This is a genomic window from Gemmobacter serpentinus, assembly GCF_008973825.1.
Classification (GTDB): Bacteria; Pseudomonadota; Alphaproteobacteria; order Rhodobacterales; family Rhodobacteraceae; genus Gemmobacter; species Gemmobacter serpentinus.
Genome location: NZ_WCHR01000039.1, coordinates 1 through 16,970, shown reverse-complemented (window position 1 = coordinate 16,970; position 16,970 = coordinate 1). Strand labels below are relative to the sequence as shown.

16 protein-coding genes are annotated in these 16,970 nt (G+C 62.9%); 5 read left to right on the top strand and 11 right to left on the bottom strand.

Annotated elements, in window-relative coordinates; translation table 11 throughout:
• Positions 1 to 30 precede the first annotated feature (30 nt).
• Complete coding sequence (locus GBJ34_RS18095; RefSeq protein WP_151720605.1) at positions 31 to 1,419, top strand: trypsin-like peptidase domain-containing protein; 1,389 nt, start codon at positions 31 to 33, stop codon at positions 1,417 to 1,419.
• Positions 1,420 to 1,461: 42 nt separating this feature from the next.
• A complete protein-coding gene (locus GBJ34_RS18090) occupies positions 1,462 to 2,778 on the top strand; it encodes a replication-associated recombination protein A (protein ID WP_151720604.1) in 1,317 nt (438 codons plus the stop codon).
• Positions 2,779 to 2,895: 117 nt separating this feature from the next.
• Here GBJ34_RS18090 and GBJ34_RS18085 read toward each other — a convergent pair whose 3' ends face one another.
• Complete coding sequence (locus GBJ34_RS18085) at positions 2,896 to 3,627, bottom strand: SDR family NAD(P)-dependent oxidoreductase (protein WP_151720603.1); 732 nt, start codon at positions 3,625 to 3,627, stop codon at positions 2,896 to 2,898.
• A 105-nt stretch (positions 3,628 to 3,732) separates the two neighbouring features.
• Here GBJ34_RS18085 and argB point away from each other — a divergent pair, with 105 nt between their 5' ends.
• From argB to GBJ34_RS18070, 3 genes are read left to right on the top strand one after another with little or no spacing between them, the layout of a single operon-like run.
• Positions 3,733 to 4,629: an acetylglutamate kinase gene (gene argB, locus GBJ34_RS18080; RefSeq protein WP_192931280.1), complete on the top strand. Its 897-nt coding sequence runs from the start codon at positions 3,733 to 3,735 to the stop codon at positions 4,627 to 4,629.
• Between the two features lie 6 nt (positions 4,630 to 4,635).
• Positions 4,636 to 5,409, top strand: a complete 774-nt coding sequence (locus tag GBJ34_RS18075) for a ferredoxin (protein ID WP_151720602.1) — start codon at positions 4,636 to 4,638, stop codon at positions 5,407 to 5,409.
• Positions 5,339 to 5,845: a SixA phosphatase family protein gene (locus GBJ34_RS18070; RefSeq protein WP_151720601.1), complete on the top strand. Its 507-nt coding sequence runs from the start codon at positions 5,339 to 5,341 to the stop codon at positions 5,843 to 5,845. Before GBJ34_RS18075 ends, GBJ34_RS18070 begins: the two co-directional genes overlap by 71 nt.
• Before the next feature lie 113 nt (positions 5,846 to 5,958).
• Here GBJ34_RS18070 and GBJ34_RS18065 read toward each other — a convergent pair whose 3' ends face one another.
• The 10 genes from GBJ34_RS18065 to yidC form a co-directional block, all read right to left on the bottom strand.
• Positions 5,959 to 6,738 carry an amino acid ABC transporter ATP-binding protein gene (locus tag GBJ34_RS18065; RefSeq protein ID WP_151720600.1) on the bottom strand — a complete coding sequence of 260 codons (780 nt, stop codon included), beginning with the start codon at positions 6,736 to 6,738 and terminating at the stop codon, positions 5,959 to 5,961.
• 12 nt (positions 6,739 to 6,750) lie between these two features.
• Positions 6,751 to 8,058: an amino acid ABC transporter permease gene (locus GBJ34_RS18060; RefSeq protein WP_151720599.1), complete on the bottom strand. Its 1,308-nt coding sequence runs from the start codon at positions 8,056 to 8,058 to the stop codon at positions 6,751 to 6,753.
• A gap of 1 nt (position 8,059) precedes the next feature.
• Positions 8,060 to 9,376, bottom strand: a complete 1,317-nt coding sequence (locus GBJ34_RS18055; RefSeq protein ID WP_151720598.1) for an amino acid ABC transporter permease — start codon at positions 9,374 to 9,376, stop codon at positions 8,060 to 8,062.
• A gap of 120 nt (positions 9,377 to 9,496) precedes the next feature.
• A complete protein-coding gene (locus GBJ34_RS18050) occupies positions 9,497 to 10,513 on the bottom strand; it encodes an amino acid ABC transporter substrate-binding protein (RefSeq protein WP_151720597.1) in 1,017 nt (338 codons plus the stop codon).
• Positions 10,514 to 10,756: 243 nt separating this feature from the next.
• On the bottom strand, positions 10,757 to 11,464 hold the full coding sequence (locus GBJ34_RS18045) for an ATP12 family chaperone protein (protein ID WP_151720596.1): 708 nt from the start codon (positions 11,462 to 11,464) through the stop codon (positions 10,757 to 10,759).
• A 1-nt stretch (position 11,465) separates the two neighbouring features.
• On the bottom strand, positions 11,466 to 12,503 hold the full coding sequence (locus GBJ34_RS18040) for an RluA family pseudouridine synthase (protein WP_151720595.1): 1,038 nt from the start codon (positions 12,501 to 12,503) through the stop codon (positions 11,466 to 11,468).
• Positions 12,500 to 12,877 (bottom strand): fluoride efflux transporter FluC, encoded by a 378-nt coding sequence (locus tag GBJ34_RS18035; protein ID WP_151720594.1) that lies wholly within the window; start codon positions 12,875 to 12,877, stop codon positions 12,500 to 12,502. Before GBJ34_RS18035 ends, GBJ34_RS18040 begins: the two co-directional genes overlap by 4 nt.
• On the bottom strand, positions 12,874 to 13,524 hold the full coding sequence (gene yihA, locus GBJ34_RS18030) for a ribosome biogenesis GTP-binding protein YihA/YsxC (protein ID WP_151720593.1): 651 nt from the start codon (positions 13,522 to 13,524) through the stop codon (positions 12,874 to 12,876). Before yihA ends, GBJ34_RS18035 begins: the two co-directional genes overlap by 4 nt.
• Entirely contained in the window at positions 13,521 to 14,267 is a 747-nt protein-coding gene (locus GBJ34_RS18025) for an MOSC domain-containing protein (RefSeq protein WP_151720592.1), read from the bottom strand. The genes yihA and GBJ34_RS18025 overlap by 4 nt, the downstream gene beginning before the upstream one ends.
• Positions 14,264 to 16,147, bottom strand: coding sequence for a membrane protein insertase YidC (gene yidC, locus GBJ34_RS18020; RefSeq protein WP_151720591.1), 1,884 nt, complete (start codon positions 16,145 to 16,147; stop codon positions 14,264 to 14,266). Before yidC ends, GBJ34_RS18025 begins: the two co-directional genes overlap by 4 nt.
• Between the last annotated feature and the right edge of the window lie 823 nt (positions 16,148 to 16,970).

Genomic DNA, 16,970 nt, shown 5'->3' with positions numbered 1-16,970 from the left:
CCCGATGCGCCATGCCAGTCAGGATATCAGATGCTGCGCCCCTATCTGCTTGTGCTTCCCGTCCTTGCCGCGCTTGGCGCGCCGCTGATGGCGCAAACCGTGCCGCAATCGGTGACGGATCTGTCGATGAGCTTTGCCCCGGTGGTGCGCCAATCCGCGCCAGCCGTGGTGAATATCTACGCCACCGTGGTGGTGGAGCGGCGAGAGAACCCCTTTGCGGGTGATCCGTTCTTCGAGCAGTTCTTTCAGGGGATGGGCCGCAGCACGCCACGCGTCGAAAATGCGCTTGGCTCTGGTGTGATCGTGGCGGCGGATGGGATCGTGGTGTCGAACTACCACGTTGTCGGCAATGCGACCGAGATTCGGGTGGAGCTGTCGGATCGTCGTGAATACCGCGCCCATGTGCTGCTGGCGGATAAGGATTCCGACCTGGCGGTGTTGCAGCTGGAGGGGGCATCTGACCTTCCCGCCCTGCCATTGCGCAACTCCGACGAGCTTGAGGTGGGTGAGCTGGTTCTGGCCATCGGCAATCCGTTCGGCGTGGGGCAGACGGTGTCGTCGGGCATCATTTCCGGGCTGGGGCGCTCTACCCTCGCATTGGATTCGGGGCGCGGCTATTTCATCCAGACCGATGCGGCGATCAATCCGGGCAATTCGGGTGGCGCGCTGGTCGATGTGGCGGGCCGTCTGATCGGGATCAACACCGCGATCCTGACCCGCGGCGGCGGATCCAATGGCATCGGCTTCGCGATCCCGGCCAATCTGGTGCAGAACTTCGTCGATCAGGCGGTGGCGGGTGAGACGCGCTTCCAGCGGCCCTGGGCCGGGGTGCAGGGCCAGGCGATGGATGCCGCCATGGCCGAGGCCATGGGCCTGCCGCGCCCAGAAGGCGTGGTCCTGTCGGATTTCCATCCCGAAAGTCCGCTTCTGGCCGCCGGTCTTGTCGTGGGGGACGTGGTGCTTGCCATCGACGGCGAGCCCACCGATAGCCCGCAAGAGGTGATGTTCCGCCTGGCCTCCCTTGGCATCGGCAAAGAGGTGACCGTGCATTATCTCCATGAAGGAGATGAGCTGGACGCGACGGTGACCCTGATCGCCCCGCCCGATACGCCTGCGCGCGATGCCCGCACCCTGGGCGGCGACAGCGTGTTGCACGGGCTTTCTGTCTCGCGCATCAACCCGGCGGTCGCAGCCGAGATGGACCTGCCGGTCGCCGTCAATGATGGTGTCGTGGTCACCGGGGCGGAAGGGCTTGCCGCCCGCGTCGGCCTGCGCCCGGGCGATGTGCTGGTCACCATCAATGACAGCGCGGTCACGACCCCTGAGGATGCCGAGCTGCTCAGCGCGCCCAACCAGCGTCGCTGGACGGTGGAGGTGCTGCGCGAGGGCCGGCGTGTGATGTTGCGCTTCCGTCTCTGACCCTTCCCAGGGCGCGGGGCCGCGGTTAATCTGGAATGCATCATGGCCGATCTGTTCGACACCCCGCAAAGCCCGCCCCCGGATGCGCCCGGACCCCGACCGCTGGCAGATCGGCTGCGCCCGCGCAGCCTGTCGGATGTGATCGGACAGGAGCATGTGCTGGGCCCCGAGGGGCCTTTGGGCGCGATGCTGGCGGCGAGCAGCTTGTCTTCGCTGATCCTCTGGGGGCCGCCGGGGGTGGGCAAGACCACCATCGCGCGGCTTCTGGCCGATCAGACGCAACTGGCCTTCGTGCAGATCAGCGCGATCTTCACCGGCGTGCCGGACCTGCGCAAAGTGTTCGAGGCGGCGAAAATCCGGCGCGCCAATAGTCAGGGGACACTTCTGTTCGTTGACGAGATCCACCGCTTCAACAAGGCGCAGCAGGACGGCTTTCTGCCCTATATGGAGGATGGCACCATCCTTCTGGTCGGCGCCACCACCGAGAACCCGTCCTTCGAGCTGAACGCCGCTGTGCTGTCGCGCGCGCAGGTCATCGTGCTGGAACGCCTGAGCCTTGCCGATCTGGAGCGCCTCGCGCAGCGCGCCGAAAAAGAGCTGGGTCGGGCCTTGCCGCTAAAGGCCGAAGCCCGGGAAAGCCTGCTGGAAATGGCCGATGGCGATGGCCGGGCGCTGCTGAACCTGATCGAACAGGTCAGCGCCCATAAGGGCGATGCCTTGACCAAGGCGCAGCTGGGCCAGCGTCTGATGCGGCGCGCCAGCAAATATGACAAATCGGGCGAAGAACATTACAACCTGATCTCCGCCCTGCACAAATCAGTGCGCGGATCAGACCCGGATGCTGCCCTTTACTGGTTCGCCAGAATGCTGGAAGGCGGCGAAGACCCGCGCTTTCTGGCTCGCCGCCTGACCCGCATGGCGGTCGAGGATATCGGCCTTGCCGATCCGCAGGCGCAGGCGGTCTGCGTCGACAGCTGGCAGACCTATGAACGCCTGGGCAGCCCCGAGGGCGAGCTGGCATTGGCCAATGCTGTGGTCTATCTGGCCCTCGCGCCGAAATCGAATGGCGTCTACACCGCCTATAAGGCCGCGCGTGTGGCAGCCCGCGAAACCGGCAGCCTGCCGCCGCCGCTGCATATCCGCAACGCGCCGACCCGGCTGATGAAAGAGATCGGCTATGGTGCGGGCTATGCCTATGACCATGATGCCGAAGACGGCTTTTCGGGGCAGAATTACTTTCCTGATGGCATGAAACATCCGGTCTTCTACGCGCCGCCCGAGCGCGGTTTTGAGCGCGAATTGAAGAAGCGAGTGGAATATTTCGCCAATCTGCGCGCCAAGCGGCGCGGGGGAAATTGAGTATTTGGGCAAGCAGCAAAGCATGAGAGGGGGCCCATGCTTGGCCACCCGCGCTTGCCTCTGCCCTTTGCTGCTTGCCCAAATACTCAAAACGCCGCGCGCAGGGCCGCGCTGCCGTCAGACGTGCTGCGCCCCGTTCACCTCGATCTCGGCACCTGAGATGTAGCTGGCCTGATCCGAACACAGGAACCAGATCACATCGGCCACTTCCTTGGGCTGCCCCAGGCGCTGCAGCGGCAGCTTCTCCACGATCTTTTCGGTGCCGGGGCTCAGAATGGAGGTCGCGATTTCACCCGGCGCGATCGCATTGACCCGCACCCCCATCGGTCCGAAATCATGCGCCATCTCTCGCGTCAGCGCGGCCAATGCCGCCTTTGAGGTGGCATAAGCTGCCCCGGCAAAGGGATGCACCCTGCTGCCCGCGATGGAGGTCACATTGACCACCGTTCCGCGCGCGGCAGAAAGTTCATCCTGCAGGCCGCGCGCCAGCACGATGGAGGAAAAGAAATTGACGTGAAACACCTGGCCCCAGGTGCGCAGATCTGTCTGCAGGCTGTTCAGGCGCCCCCCATCGGGTGCTTTGGGGCTGATCCCCGCATTGTTCACCAGCGCATGAAGCTTGCCGCCGATCTTTTCCTTGATCATGGCGATGGCCGCGATGGTGGCATCGGGGCTGGCAAGGTCGATCTGGATATGGTTTTCCTCGCCGCCGGGCCAGGGGCAGCGTGGATCAAAGGCCTGACGCGAACAGGTCAGCACCCGCCAACCCTCGGCCCCGAAACGCTTGACGGTGGCGTGGCCGATCCCCCGGCTGGCCCCCGTCAACACCATCACCTTCTGCTCAGCCATTTCTGCCCCTCCGTTTGGCGCCAGCCTGTGCCAGCCGCTGGCGATTTGCAAGTTGGCAGCGCGCGCCAAAGGGGCTACCAAGTTCGCGCAAACCGAGGACCGTTCATGAAAAAGCAGGCCAGTATGCAGGACCCCGCTCAAACCGCCCGCACTCTTTCGGAGGCGTTGCCGCATCTTCAGCGCTATTCCGGTGCGGTGGTCGTGGTGAAATTCGGCGGCAACGCCATGGGCGATGACGCTGCCATGGCAGAATTCGCCCGCGACATCGTGTTGATGCGCCAGGTCGGCGTGAACCCGGTCGTGGTGCATGGCGGCGGGCCGATGATCAACGAGATGCTGTCCAAGCTGGGCATCAAATCCGAGTTCGTGCGCGGCAAGCGCGTGACCGACAAGGCCACCGTCGAGGTGGTGGAGATGATCCTTTCGGGTCTGGTGAACAAGCGGATCGTGCAGGCGATCAACGATCAGGGCGGGCGCGCGGTCGGCATTTCCGGCAAGGATGACGACCTGATGGTCTGCGAGGCCGATGATCCCGAACTGGGCTTTGTGGGCCGCCCGGTGGAGATGAACGTGCAGGTGCTGCGCGATCTTTACAATGCTGGGATCATTCCGGTCGTGGCCCCGGTTGCCACCGGCGTTGCGGATAACGAGACCTTCAACGTGAACGGCGACACTGCCGCAGGGGCGATTGCCGGGGCATTGCAGGCCGACCGATTGCTGCTGCTGACCGATGTTTCCGGGGTGAAGAATGCGGCGGGCGAGGTGATGACGCAGATCACGCCCGAGGAAATCCGCCAGATGACCGATGCTGGCGTGATCGCGGGGGGCATGATCCCCAAGACCGAAACCGCGCTGGCTGCCTTGGCCGAGGGCGTGCGGGCGGTCACCATTCTTGACGGGCGCTTGCCCAATGCGGTTCTGCTGGAACTGTTCACCGACCATGGCGCAGGGTCGCAGATCCGCTCCACCGAGCCGCGGGTGAAGCCGCGCATCCGGCGCTGAGGCGGGTTGACCGGGGCAGAGATCGCCGCCCGGCTTGCCGCGCATCGGCTGGAACTCCTGGGCGGGTTTCATGCCGAAGGCGATCCCGGCCTGCCGCACGGCACCCGCAGCCTGTTGCTGATCGGCCCGGCCGAGCCGGGTTTCTGGCCGCATGCCACCGGCAGCCCCGAATGGCAGGACGGCAGGCCCGATCCACTGGATCGCTGGTCGCGCCGGGTGATCGGGCGCATCGCCTGTGATTTGCGCGGCAAGGCGCTGTTTCCCTTTGGCGGACCGCCGCATCATCCTTTTGCCCAATGGGCGTTGCGCAGCGGGCGGGCAAGGGTCAGTCCGGTGCAGTTGACGGTCCATGCGGAGCAGGGCCTGTGGTTCTCATGCCGGGGTGCCTTGGCGCTGCAGCAGAGGGTGGATCTGCCTCCGCCGCAGCCGGTTCCATGCGAGGCCTGCCTGCAACCCTGCCGCAATGCCTGCCCGGTCGGGGCGCTGACAGGGCAGGGCTACGACCTGCCGCGCTGTCGCGCGCATCTGGCAAGCGGGGCGGGGGAGGCCCGTCCCGCACAGGCCCGTCCCGCACTGGCCAGTCCTACACAGGCCAGTGTTCCGCAAGGCTGTCTCGCGCAGGGCTGCGCTGTTCGGCGCGCTTGCCCCTTGTCGCAATCCTATGCCAGACTGGACGCACAATCGGCATATCATATGAGACAGTTTCAAAATGACCCTTCGGCTGATCCTGACCCGCCACGCCAAATCCAGCTGGGACGACCCGCTGATGAGCGACCATGATCGCCCGCTGAACGAGCGCGGCAAGGCGGCGGCGACCGATCTGGGCAATTGGCTGGTTTCGCGCGGTTACCTGCCGGAACAGGTGCTGTGCTCGGACGCGCAGCGCACCTGGGAAACCTGGAGCATGATTGCCGGGCAACTCCCGGCCAAGCCGGTGCTGGATCTGAAGCCCACCCTTTATCACGCCAGTGCCGATGTGATGCTGGCGGTCCTGCGTCATGCCTCGGCCGGTGTGGTCATGATGGTCGGACATAATCCGGGCATTGCGGAATTTGCGCAGCGGATCGTCGCGCGGGCACCGTTGAATGCGGAATTCCAACGCTTTCCGACAGGGGCCACATTGGTTTGCGAATTCGCAGTCGACAGCTGGGCAGAGGTGAATTGGGCAATGGGCAGTGCAGACGATTTCATTGTGCCGCGTGAGTTGATTGCCTGAGATACGCGGCTGAAGTGACTGTCATGACAATGAAAAAAGGCACCCCGCGGGGTGCCTTTTGATTTTGGAAAGGGGGGCGATTTTTCGTCGAAAAATCGCGACCCGGTGCCCGTTCAGTGCCCGAGGATCTGGCTCAGGAACAGTTTGGTGCGTTCCGATTGCGGATTGTTGAAGAATTCGCGCGGCGAGTTCTGTTCCACGATCTGGCCCTTGTCCATGAAGATCACCCGGTTTGCCACCGCCTGGGCAAAGCCCATCTCATGGGTCACGCAGAGCATGGTCATGCCTTCTTCCGCGAGCGAGATCATGGTGTCGAGCACCTCCTTGATCATCTCGGGATCCAGTGCCGAGGTCGGCTCGTCGAACAGCATGATGCGCGGGCGCATACAAAGCGAACGCGCGATGGCCACGCGCTGCTGTTGTCCGCCCGACAACTGCCCGGGATATTTATGGGCCTGATCGGGGATCTTCACCTTGGACAAGAAGTGCATCGCCGTTTCTTCGGCCTCGCGTTTCGGGATCTTGCGGACCCAGATCGGCGCCAGCGTGCAGTTTTCCAGAATCGTCAGATGCGGAAACAGGTTGAAGTGCTGGAACACCATCCCAACCTCGGAGCGCACCTTGTCGATGTTCTTCAGGTCGTTGGTCAGTTCCGTCCCGTCCACCACGATCTGGCCCGACTGGTGTTCTTCCAGCCGGTTGATGCAGCGGATCAGCGTCGATTTGCCCGAGCCGGAAGGGCCGCAGATCACGATCCGCTCGCCCTTATGAACCGTCATGTTGACATCGCGCAGGACATGAAACTGGCCATACCATTTGTTCATGTTGCTGATCTGGACGGCGACCTCGTCCGAGATGGTCATCTTGCTCAGGTCGATTGCTTGTTCAGCCATGGTTGCGGCTCCTTAACGGTGATCGGTCTTCAGCTTGCGTTCGAGCCACATGGAGTAGCGCGACATGCCGAAGCAGATGAGAAAGAAGATGGTGCCGGCGAAAATGTAGGGCTCCCAGTAGATGCCCTTCCAGTTGATGTCGGCGCGCACCACGGCGGTGATGCCCTTGAGCGGATCCATCAGCCCGACAAAGGCCACCAGCGTCGTGTCCTTGAACAGACCGATGAAACTGGAGACGATGCCGGGGATCGAGATCTTCAGGGCCTGCGGCATGATGATCAGCCGCTGGGCCTGCCAGTAATCCAGACCAAGCGCATCGGCGGCCTCGTATTGGCCACGCGGCAGCGCCGCAAGACCGCCCCGGATCACTTCGGCGATATAGGCCGCAGCGAACAGGGTCACCAGGATGATGACGCGCAGGATGATGTCAAAGTTCGATCCCGGTGGCAGGAAATATTGCAGCAGGAGCGATGCGGTGAACAGCAGCGTGATCAGCGGCACGCCGCGGATGAACTCGATGAACATCACCGACAGCGACTTGACCAGCAGCATGTCGGATTTCCGGCCAAGCGCCAGCAGGATCCCCATTGGCAGCGAGGCCGAAATGGCGGTGATCCCGATCACGATGGACAGAAGGAAGCCGCCAAACTGATCACTGTCCACATCGCGGATCGACAGCGGGATGATGCCGTTCAGCGCCGTGGACAATGGTGTCTGCACGAAAAGCCACCAGACCGCTGCGGCGAGCAGACCGAGACCGGCCGAGACCGGCACACCCAGCTTGGGCGCGGCAAACCGGAAGGCCAGCGCGAAAAGGCCAAAGCCCGCCAGCACCACGATCGGTGCCCAGAGCGTGCCGCCCCAGAGCAGCCAGTAGCAGATGAAGGGGTAAAGTGCGGTAAACCACATCATCTTGCGGGGCAGCGACTGATAGAGCACGGGGGCAATTGCCACCAGCATCAGCAGGAAAGCCAGTGTCGGGCGCCAATACAGGTCCATAGGATAGAACCCGAAGACATATTGGTGCCAACGTTCGCGCACCATGGCCCAGCAGGCCCCGGTCGCGTCCGGGCCCCAGGTCTGGGCGATGATGGCGCGGCATTCACTGAGCGAATTGGCGTTCCAGACCGAATGCATCAGCCAGGGGATGATATGCAGCGCAAGCCAGCCCACGGCCAAGATGCCAAGCAGCGTCAAAACCGTGTTCATCGGGCCGGAGAACAGGTTCTCGCGTGCCCAGGCGATGGGGCCTTGCTGATTGCCCGGCGGGTCGCGCGGTTCCAGCATATCCTTGCGGACGAAGGGGGTGAATTCGGTCATCTCAGCGCTCCTTCAGCTTCACGGCGCGGTTGAACAGGTTCATCAGCGCAGAGATGATCAGACTGATCGTGAGATAGATCCCCATCATCAGCAGCATACATTCCAGTTCCTTGCCGGTCTGGTTCAGCGTGATGCCGCCCAGTGTCCCGCGCAGGTCCATGTAGGACACGGCGATGGCGAGCGAGGTGTTCTTGGTAAGGTTGAGATATTGCGAGATCAGCGGCGGGATGATGACTCGCAAGGCTTGCGGCAGGATCACCAGGCTCATGGTGCGGCCGGGGCGCAGGCCAAGGGCCGCGGCGGCCTCGGACTGCCCGCGAGAGATGGCCATGATGCCAGCCCGCACGATTTCCGCGATGAAGGCCGCGGTATACAGCGCCAGCGCCAGCGTCAGGGCGGTGAAGCTGTGCAGCACACTGATGCCACCAACAAAGTTGAAGCCCTTCAGTTCCGGCACCACGAAATGCAGGCCAAGTGCCCAAAGCAAAATGGCCGAGGGGATGATCAGCACCGCAAGCGATTTCCACCATGTCACCGGACGGATGCCGGTTGCCTCTTGCGTGGCATTTGCCTGCTTGGTGATGCGGCTGTTCACAAAGATCGATCCCCCGAACACCACAAGCAGCGCCAGCAGGTTCAGCGAGACCTTGAAGATCCCCAGATCGATCACGCCCAGACCACCCTCATTGGGGTCGGCGTCACATTCTGCCTGCGGTTTGCCGATGCAGAATTTCGGCTCCGGGATCACGGTGCCGCGATTGGTGACCGCGATGATCCCGAACAGCATGGAGGCCTTGGGCTCTTCGCCGGCCTGTTCCATCTCGGGTGTCTGGCGGAAGTCGCGTGGCTGCGGTGTGGTTTCCGACAGGATTGTGGCGGCCAGCAGGATCCACAGCAGGACAGGCACGTTGCGGAAGATTTCCACATAGACCGTCATCAGACGCGAGACGATCCAGTTCTTCGACAGGCGCAGCACGCCGATCACCACCCCAAGAATGGTGGCGATGATGCAGCCGACAAAGGCCGCAAGCAGCGTATTCAGCAGGCCGATGAAGGCCGCCCGCATATGCGTGCTGTCATTGGTGTAATCGACCAGCCTCTGGTTGATGTCATAGCCCGCACGCATCCACAGGAAGCCGAAATCGAATGTCCGGCCCTTCGCGGCGAGGTTCTGGGCGGTGTTGTTCACCAGCCAAGAGAGAAACAGCAGGAACAGGATCAGCACCACCACCTGGATGGTGATCGATCTGTAACGCGTGTCGTAAATAAGCATTCCCAACCGAAAGCTATCTTTCGGCGCATCCTGGACAAAAGCCATGTTGAGCGTACCCCCTGATCCTGCCCGGCCCATTCTGTCGGGGCCTCAAATGGGTCAGGATTTCAGTCTTCTTTTATGGACAGGGGCGCAAATTTGCGCCCCTGTCGGTTCCCGTCGATCTTAGCGGAAGGGCGGGGCGTATTGCAGGCCACCCTGGGTCCAGAGCGCGTTCAGGCCGCGCGCCAGTTTGATCGGGGTGGCGGAGCCGATATTGGCCTCGAAGATTTCGCCATAGTTGCCATTGGCGGCAATGGCGCGCTTGGCCCATTCCTTGTCCAGACCCAGCATGGCACCCAGATCACCTTCGGTGCCCAGCAGGCGCTTGACTTCCGGGTTGGTGGTGGTCGAGGCGACCTCTTCGATATTGGCCTTGTTCACGCCATATTCTTCGGCTGCAACCAGCGCGAAGAAGGTCCAGCGCACCACATCGCCCCAGACGTTGTCGCCATGGCGCACCAGCGGGCCAAGCGGCTCTTTCGAGATGATCTCGGGCAGAATGATGTGATTGTCGGCATCCGGCATGGTGGCGCGCGAAGCGGCAAGACCCGAGGCATCGGTGGTATAGGCGTCGCAGGCACCGGCCAGATACTGGCGCTGACCTTCGGAATCGTCGGCCACGGTCACCGGCGTATAGGTCAGGTTATTGGCCTTGAAGAAGTCGGCCAGGTTCAGCTCGGTCGTGGTGCCGGTCTGGATGCAGACGGTCGCGCCATCCAGTTCCTTTGCGGAGGACACGCCCAGATCCTTCTTCACCATGAACCCCTGGCCGTCATAATAGTTGACGCCCACGAAATCGAACTTCAGGTCGACATCGCGCGAGAAGGTCCAGGTGGAGTTGCGGATCAGCACATCCACTTCGCCCGAGGCCAGCGCGGTGAAGCGGGTCTCGCCGGTGGTCGGTGCATATTTCACCTTGGAAGCATCGCCCAGAACGGCAGCAGCCACAGCCTTGCAAAGTGCGACGTCAAAGCCCTGATAGTTGCCATTGGCATCCGGCGCACCGAATCCGGTGAGGCCGACGTTGACGCCGCAGTTCAGAACGCCACGCGCCTTCACATCCTCCAGCGTGCCCGCGCCAGCGATGCCCGCAAAAAGGGCGGCAGCCGACAGCGTGCCAAGGAATACGGATTTTTTCATGCGTACCTCTTCCTGAGTATCCACCCGTTTTCGGGCGGTGATTTATGGATCCCCTTTGCGGGGACGGTTGTCCGATGGCGGATATGCAAACATATCCGCGTCTCAGTGTCGGCCAGTCTCCTGCAAAGCGCTTTGGATCGTCAAGCGAAACCCTTAGGTTAGCGCTAACAGTGCTGATTTGGGTGCAAACATACGGAACTTGCGCAATAAGCAGATGAACTGATTATCGCTTGGGCAAGATTGTTATCGACACAATGCGTGGAATCGGGCAGCCTCTTGCAGGCCTTGACGCTTGAGCGTTTCTTGCTCTGCGGCCTCTTCATCCGTGCCCCATTGCTCGATTTGCCAATGCTCATCGATTCGACTGAGGTCGAAAGCCTGATCGGCACTGAGCCGACCTTCGGCCACCGCCAGCCCCAGCACAAGCGAGCCCGAAATCGCGATCAGATCGTGCAGCCCGGCAAGCTGGAAAGGGGTCTGATCGAACAGCGCCTGCCGCAGCGCAGCCAAGCTGCCGGGGGGCTGCGCCACGAACATCACGCCCGATGTGGTGGCCAGCGGCGCATCATAGCGCGCCCGCGCCCATTCCAGCAACGGATCCCAGCCATCAGCCTGCCGCTGCACCAGCGGCGCGGGGCCCTCGGCGCGGTAGCACAGGAGGTCGGTGCCGCCATATTCGGCAAGCATTTCAGCGACTTCGCTGAAATGCACCTGAACCTTGTCGATGGCGGAATTGGCGGTGCGCGTGGCGGGCATGGTCTCGGGCAAGACCTTTTCCTCTTGCGCGTCCCATTCCGCCGCCACCAGCTGGGCCAGACCCTCGGTTGGCAGGATCAATGCGGTCTTGGCGGGGGTCTTGACCGCCCGCCCGTCCAGCAGAACGGCAAACCCCCCCTCGACGGCAGCAACGGTGGCTTCCTTCCAGAATCGTTTTGGTTTCCAGGCCGACATGTCAGTGCAGCTTCTCGAACGGATCTTCCGGCACGTCGCCCTCTTTCCAGTCCATCAGCTTCCAGGTGCGCTGCATATGCTCGGGCAGGGGGGCGGTGAAAGTCATTTCGGTTTTCAGGATCGGATGTTCCACCGTCAGGCGGCGGGCATGGAGATGCAGCTTGCGCGACAGATCGCCGCCTGACCCCGCGCCCCAGCCATCGCCAAGGTTTTCAGTGCCGGAGCCACCATATTTGCCATCGCCAAGGATCGGGTGGCCGAATTCGGCCATATGGGCGCGCAGCTGGTGGGTGCGGCCGGTGATCGGCTCCAGCGCCATCCAGCTGAGACGGGTGCCCAGGAACCACAGCGTAAAGTAGTCGGTATGGGCGCGCTTGGCCTCGGGGTGATCGCCCATCTTGGCGGGATGGATACAGATCATCTTTTCATGTTCGCCGCGGCCGCCACCCTTTTGCAGCCCGTATTTGATGCTGCCCTGACGCGGATGCGGCACACCGGCCACCACCGCCCAATAAATCTTGCGGGTGTTGCGATGGCGCAGGCTTTCCGAAAGCGCGCGCGCCACGCGATCGGTGCGCGCCAGCATCAACAGGCCGGAAGTGTCCTTGTCCAGCCGATGCACCAGCTTAGGCCGGTCCTTGTAGCCAAATTTCAGCGCCTCGGTGAGTCCATCGACATGGCGGTCGCCCTGACCAGAGCCACCTTGTGAGGGCAACCCCGGCGGCTTGTTCAGCACGATCATGTGCTCGTCTTTGAAGATGACGCAGTCCTGGATCATCTTGGCATCGGCGGCGCTGATGCCCGACGGCTTTACCCGGCTCGGGGCCTCGGCATCGGGCAGGGGGGGCACGCGGATCACCATGCCCGGCACCACGCGATCAGAGGCCTTGGCGCGCGCACCATCGACCCGGACCTGCCCGGTGCGGCACATCTTTTCGACATGGCCCTGGCTGATCTGCGGGAAACGCCGCTTGAACCAGCGGTCAAGGCGCTGTTCGCCCTCTTCAGTGGATACGGTCAACAGGTTGACGCCGCTCATGCGAGACTCCGGGTCAGTTGGGCGGCGAGGGCAAAGGCCGCCAGAGAAAGCAGGACAGAGGCCGCGACATAGGCAAGGGCGGCCAGATGCTGCCCCCGCTCTGCCAACAGCATCGTATCCATCGAAAAGGCCGAGAAGGTGGTGAAACCACCCAGGATCCCGGTCATCAGCAGCGGTGCCAGATGCTGGTGGCCACGATGGGCCAGCCAGACCATGACCACGCCCATCATGCCAGATCCCAGCACATTGATCACCAGCGTATGCCAGGGAAAGCCCATCCCGGCGATGCGCGGCACGGCAAGGTTCATGCCATAGCGCAAGACGGAGCCCGTGGCCCCGCCCATTGCGACCTGAACCCATGCCGGAATGCTCATTCCAGCCCCGCGATCAGCGCGCGCAGTGTCTCGATCCCGTCGCCCTTTTCGGACGAGGTCATGACGATCTCGGGATAGGCGGCGGGGTGTTTGGCGAGCGCGGCACGAACCTGATCCAGATTCTTCTCCCGTTCAGGGCGCGACAGCTTGTCCATCTTGGTCATCACCACCTGGAAGGTCACGGCGCTTCGGTCCAGCAGGGTCATGATCTCGTCATCGACCTTCATCACGCCATGGCGCGAATCGATCAGCACGAAAGCCCGGCGCAGGGTCTGACGGCCTTGCAGATAGGCCTTCAGCAGCGTCTGCCATTTCGCCACGGTGGCAACCGGCGCCTCGGCATAGCCATAGCCCGGAAGGTCAACCAGATAGCGGCTTTCGCCAAGCGCGAAATAGTTGATCTCTTGCGTCCGCCCCGGCGTGTTGGAGGCGCGAGCCAGGCTTTTGCGCGTGGTCAGCGCATTGATCAGGCTGGATTTCCCGACATTGGACCGGCCCGCAAAGCAGACCTCGATCCGGTCGGCCGGCGGCAGGCCAGACATGGCGACCACGCCCTTGACGAAATCGACCGGCCCCGCAAACAGCAGCCGCCCACGCTCGCGCGCGAAATCATCGGGCTCGGCGACGATGGGGAAGGGAAGGTTCATTGCAGCACAACCTCTTGTCCAAGGGCGATGCTGCCCCCTTCGATGACCTCGGCATAGACCCCGAAATCCTTGTGGCCGTAATGGCCTTGCAGACTGCCCAGCGTATCGCCATGCAGCACGCCCGTCTCGACATCCACCTTGGTGGCGTTGCAGCGGGTGATGCGTTCGCGCACCTCCAGCACCGCGTCGCCGATGCGCAGGCGTTTGCCCAGCAGATCCCATTCCGCCCAGGGGGCCCAGCCCTCGATCCAGAGATTGCCCCGGAAGCGATGGGGCGACAGATCAATCCCCATCCGGGTGGACAGTTCCGCCAGTGAGGCCATGTTCAGGATCGAGACCGAAGGCCAGTCGCTGTCGGTCATCGCGCGGCCGGCGCTGACGATGCGCGCAGGCATCGCCCGGCCCGGCGGGTTCAGCGGGGTGACCCAGTCCAGAAATCCCGGCAGATCCTCGGCCACGTCCGGGCGCAGGCGGAAACTGCCGCGTTCGGGGTGATGCAGGGTCACGGTGCGGCTGTCTTCCTCCAGCGCGCAGGTGATCGCCATCAGGGCAGGGGCCTTGGCCCCGCGCGCGAAGTTGACGCAAGGGCTCCAGCCATCGCGCAGCTTGGCCGCATCATGGGCCACCGCCCAGAAGCGGTCCCATGGCAGGCCCTCGCCCGCCAAAAGCCGAACGGACGCGAGGTCTTCGCGTCCGTGGCTCTTGATCGGGTGACGGCAGATCAGAGAGAGCCGTGCCGTCATTTCTTGCCTTTCGCCGGGGCCTTCGCGGCGGCGGCCTTGGCCTCGGCGGGTTTCTTCTTGAATCCCGCCTTTATGTTTCCGAACAGGTCCGGCTTGTGCCCATGGCTGCGCATGATCGTATATTGCTGCAGGAAGGTGATGGTGTTGTTGGTGATCCAGTAGAGCACCAGACCCGAGGCAAAGCTGCCCAGCATGAACATGAACACCCAGGGCATCCAGGCAAAGACCATGGCCTGTGCCGCATCGGTGGGTGCCGGGTTCAGCTTCTGTTGCAGCCACATCGACACGCCGAGCAGGATCGGCAGCGCCCCGATGAAGATCGTGGCCAGCAGCGATGGGTGATCCGGGCCCGCCCAGGGCAGCAGCCCGAACAGGTTGTAAAGCGAGGATGGATCGGGGGCCGACAGGTCTTTCAGCCAGCCGACAAACGGCGCGTGGCGCAGTTCCAGCGTGACGAAGATCACTTTGTAAAGGCTGAAGAAGATCGGAATCTGGATCAGGATCGGCAAACAGCCCGCCGCCGGATTGACCTTCTTGTCCTTGTAAAGCTGCATCATTTCCTTCTGCAGCTTGGCGCGGTCATCGCCCGCGCGTTCTTTCAGCGCCTCCATCTCGGGCTGCAGCTCTTTCATCCGCGCCATCGAGACATAGGATTTATAGGCCAGCGGCAGCACGATCAGTTTCAGCACGAAAGTCAGCGCGATGATCGCAAGGCCCATATTGCCGATCCAGCCATGCAGCGTGTGCAACACCCAGAAAATCGGTTTGGTGAAGAAGAAGAACCAGCCCCAGTCGATGGAATCGATGAAGCCGCCGATCTGCGCCCGTGCCGGATCGACCTTCTGGCCGAACACGCGCTCCAGCAGGCTGGGGTCATTCTGATAGTAGCGGATCGCTTCCCATTCCTTGGCGCCCGCAAACAATTGCGAGGTCACCTCAGTCGCGGCACCCGGTGCCACGGTGACCGCGGGAAGGCGGGTCTCGGTCTGATAGATGCCCGAACGCGCGTCATATTTCGCGACTGCGGTGAAGGGCTTGCCCTGTTCGGGCACCAGAACCGTCATCCAGTATTTGTCGGTAAAGCCCAGCCAGCCATCCTTGGTGGCCTCATGCACCTCGGCCTGTGCGCCCTCATGGGCGACGACCGGCATGTCGTCCAGAGCTTTGTATTTCACTTCCTGCAGGGTGCCGTCGATCCGACCCACCACGCCTTCATGCAGGACGTAGAAGTTTTGCAGATCGGCCGGTTTGCCATGGCGCGCCACGACGCCGTAAGGCTGCAGGGTGGCAGGTTCAGCGCTGTCATTGCGCACGCCATCGGTGATCGAGAACATGTAATCGTCATCGATCGCGATGGTGCGGGTGAAGGTCAGGCCCTTGCCATTCTGCCATTCCAGCTTGACTGGCTGGCCCGGCGACAGCGTGCTGCCTTCGGCAATGGTCCATTCGGTGCTGGCACCAGGGGCATCGGTTGCCGCCAGGTTGCCGCCCGCCGCCCATCCGTAAAGCGCGTAATAGGCATTGGGTTCGCCAACCGGCGACAGCAGGCGGACGATGTCCGACCCCGGATCAAGCGTGACCTTGTAATTCTTCAGGCTCAGATCGTCGATCCGGCCGCCCGACAGCGAAATCGAGCCTTGCAAGGTCGGCGTATCGATCTTCAGGCGCGGGGCTTGCGGCACGGCGGCGATGCCACCCTGATCGGCCGGGGCCACGGGGCTTGTCGCGGCACCTGCCGCCGGGGCCTGCGCCGTCTGGCCAGCCACCGGGGCATTGGGGTCCACCACCGGCTCCGGCGGGGGGAACATCCAGAACCAGCCCAGAATCACAAGGAAACTGAGCACGGTTGCAAGAATGAGGTTCTTGTTCTGATCTTCCATCCGCATCCCACCGTCGTTTGCAGCCTGCACCCCTGCGGGTCAGGCGTGGTTCAACAGAAGGGGGGCGCAAAGGTCAAGCTAATTCGCGTGGCGCTTGCAGGGCTGCAAGGTCCCAGTCGGGCAAATCGGCGGCGATTGACCACCGCGCACAGGCTTTGCCTTGACCTGCCGAGGCCCGGCAGCCGTCCAGGGCCGGTGTTGCGCCTGCGGCGCGGGGGGCAGGCGTTGGTCGGATCCTGACCTGCATGGCTGCGCTTGTGGCCTTGAGCGGGCCTGTGCTCAGATCATGGGGCAGGTCCAGATCGTGCCGCAGTCTGGCAGGGATCTTGTTGAACGGCTTGCAATAAGGACCCCGCTTCTGGGTTGATCGGCGTCCAAATGGGACCCCACCCACCACTGCGACATCGTCGAGACCGACAACGTCAGTTGGCGCATCCAAAACCCGAGCCTGAACACCCCCCGAAGCGAAGGCCCGTGACGGCTGCGCCAGCTGGAAAGCTACGCCGCCATGGGCCTGCTCATCCGCTCGCCAAAGGGGGCACTTAGGGACGCCGATCTGGGGGCCGTCTGGATGCCGATTGACAGGGATCTTGCCGGAAGCGGCTGATCGGGTGTCCGAACGAGGGAATTTGCCCTTGGGCGAACGCCGCGATGGGCGAAGGAATGTCTCGCCTGACCGGGGCCCAATACCTGCAATCTCGCTTGCGCGGGTGTTAACGGGAAGGTAGGTCTGGGTCTGGGTCTGGGTCTGGGTCTGGGTCTGGGTCTGGGTCTGGGTCTGGGTCTGGGTCTGGGTCTGGGTCTGGGTCTGGGTCTGGGTCTG

Coding starts and splice junctions, on each gene's coding strand:
- GBJ34_RS18095 (WP_151720605.1), top strand. CDS start 31: ATGCTGCGCCCCTATCTGCTTGTGCTTCCCGTCCTTGCCGCGCTTGGC.
- GBJ34_RS18090 (WP_151720604.1), top strand. CDS start 1,462: ATGGCCGATCTGTTCGACACCCCGCAAAGCCCGCCCCCGGATGCGCCC.
- GBJ34_RS18085 (WP_151720603.1), bottom strand. CDS start 3,627: ATGGCTGAGCAGAAGGTGATGGTGTTGACGGGGGCCAGCCGGGGGATC.
- argB (WP_192931280.1), top strand. CDS start 3,733: ATGAAAAAGCAGGCCAGTATGCAGGACCCCGCTCAAACCGCCCGCACT.
- GBJ34_RS18070 (WP_151720601.1), top strand. CDS start 5,339: ATGACCCTTCGGCTGATCCTGACCCGCCACGCCAAATCCAGCTGGGAC.
- GBJ34_RS18065 (WP_151720600.1), bottom strand. CDS start 6,738: ATGGCTGAACAAGCAATCGACCTGAGCAAGATGACCATCTCGGACGAG.
- GBJ34_RS18060 (WP_151720599.1), bottom strand. CDS start 8,058: ATGACCGAATTCACCCCCTTCGTCCGCAAGGATATGCTGGAACCGCGC.
- GBJ34_RS18055 (WP_151720598.1), bottom strand. CDS start 9,376: ATGGCTTTTGTCCAGGATGCGCCGAAAGATAGCTTTCGGTTGGGAATG.
- GBJ34_RS18050 (WP_151720597.1), bottom strand. CDS start 10,513: ATGAAAAAATCCGTATTCCTTGGCACGCTGTCGGCTGCCGCCCTTTTT.
- GBJ34_RS18045 (WP_151720596.1), bottom strand. CDS start 11,464: ATGTCGGCCTGGAAACCAAAACGATTCTGGAAGGAAGCCACCGTTGCT.
- GBJ34_RS18040 (WP_151720595.1), bottom strand. CDS start 12,503: ATGAGCGGCGTCAACCTGTTGACCGTATCCACTGAAGAGGGCGAACAG.
- GBJ34_RS18035 (WP_151720594.1), bottom strand. CDS start 12,877: ATGAGCATTCCGGCATGGGTTCAGGTCGCAATGGGCGGGGCCACGGGC.
- yihA (WP_151720593.1), bottom strand. CDS start 13,524: ATGAACCTTCCCTTCCCCATCGTCGCCGAGCCCGATGATTTCGCGCGC.
- GBJ34_RS18025 (WP_151720592.1), bottom strand. CDS start 14,267: ATGACGGCACGGCTCTCTCTGATCTGCCGTCACCCGATCAAGAGCCAC.
- yidC (WP_151720591.1), bottom strand. CDS start 16,147: ATGGAAGATCAGAACAAGAACCTCATTCTTGCAACCGTGCTCAGTTTC.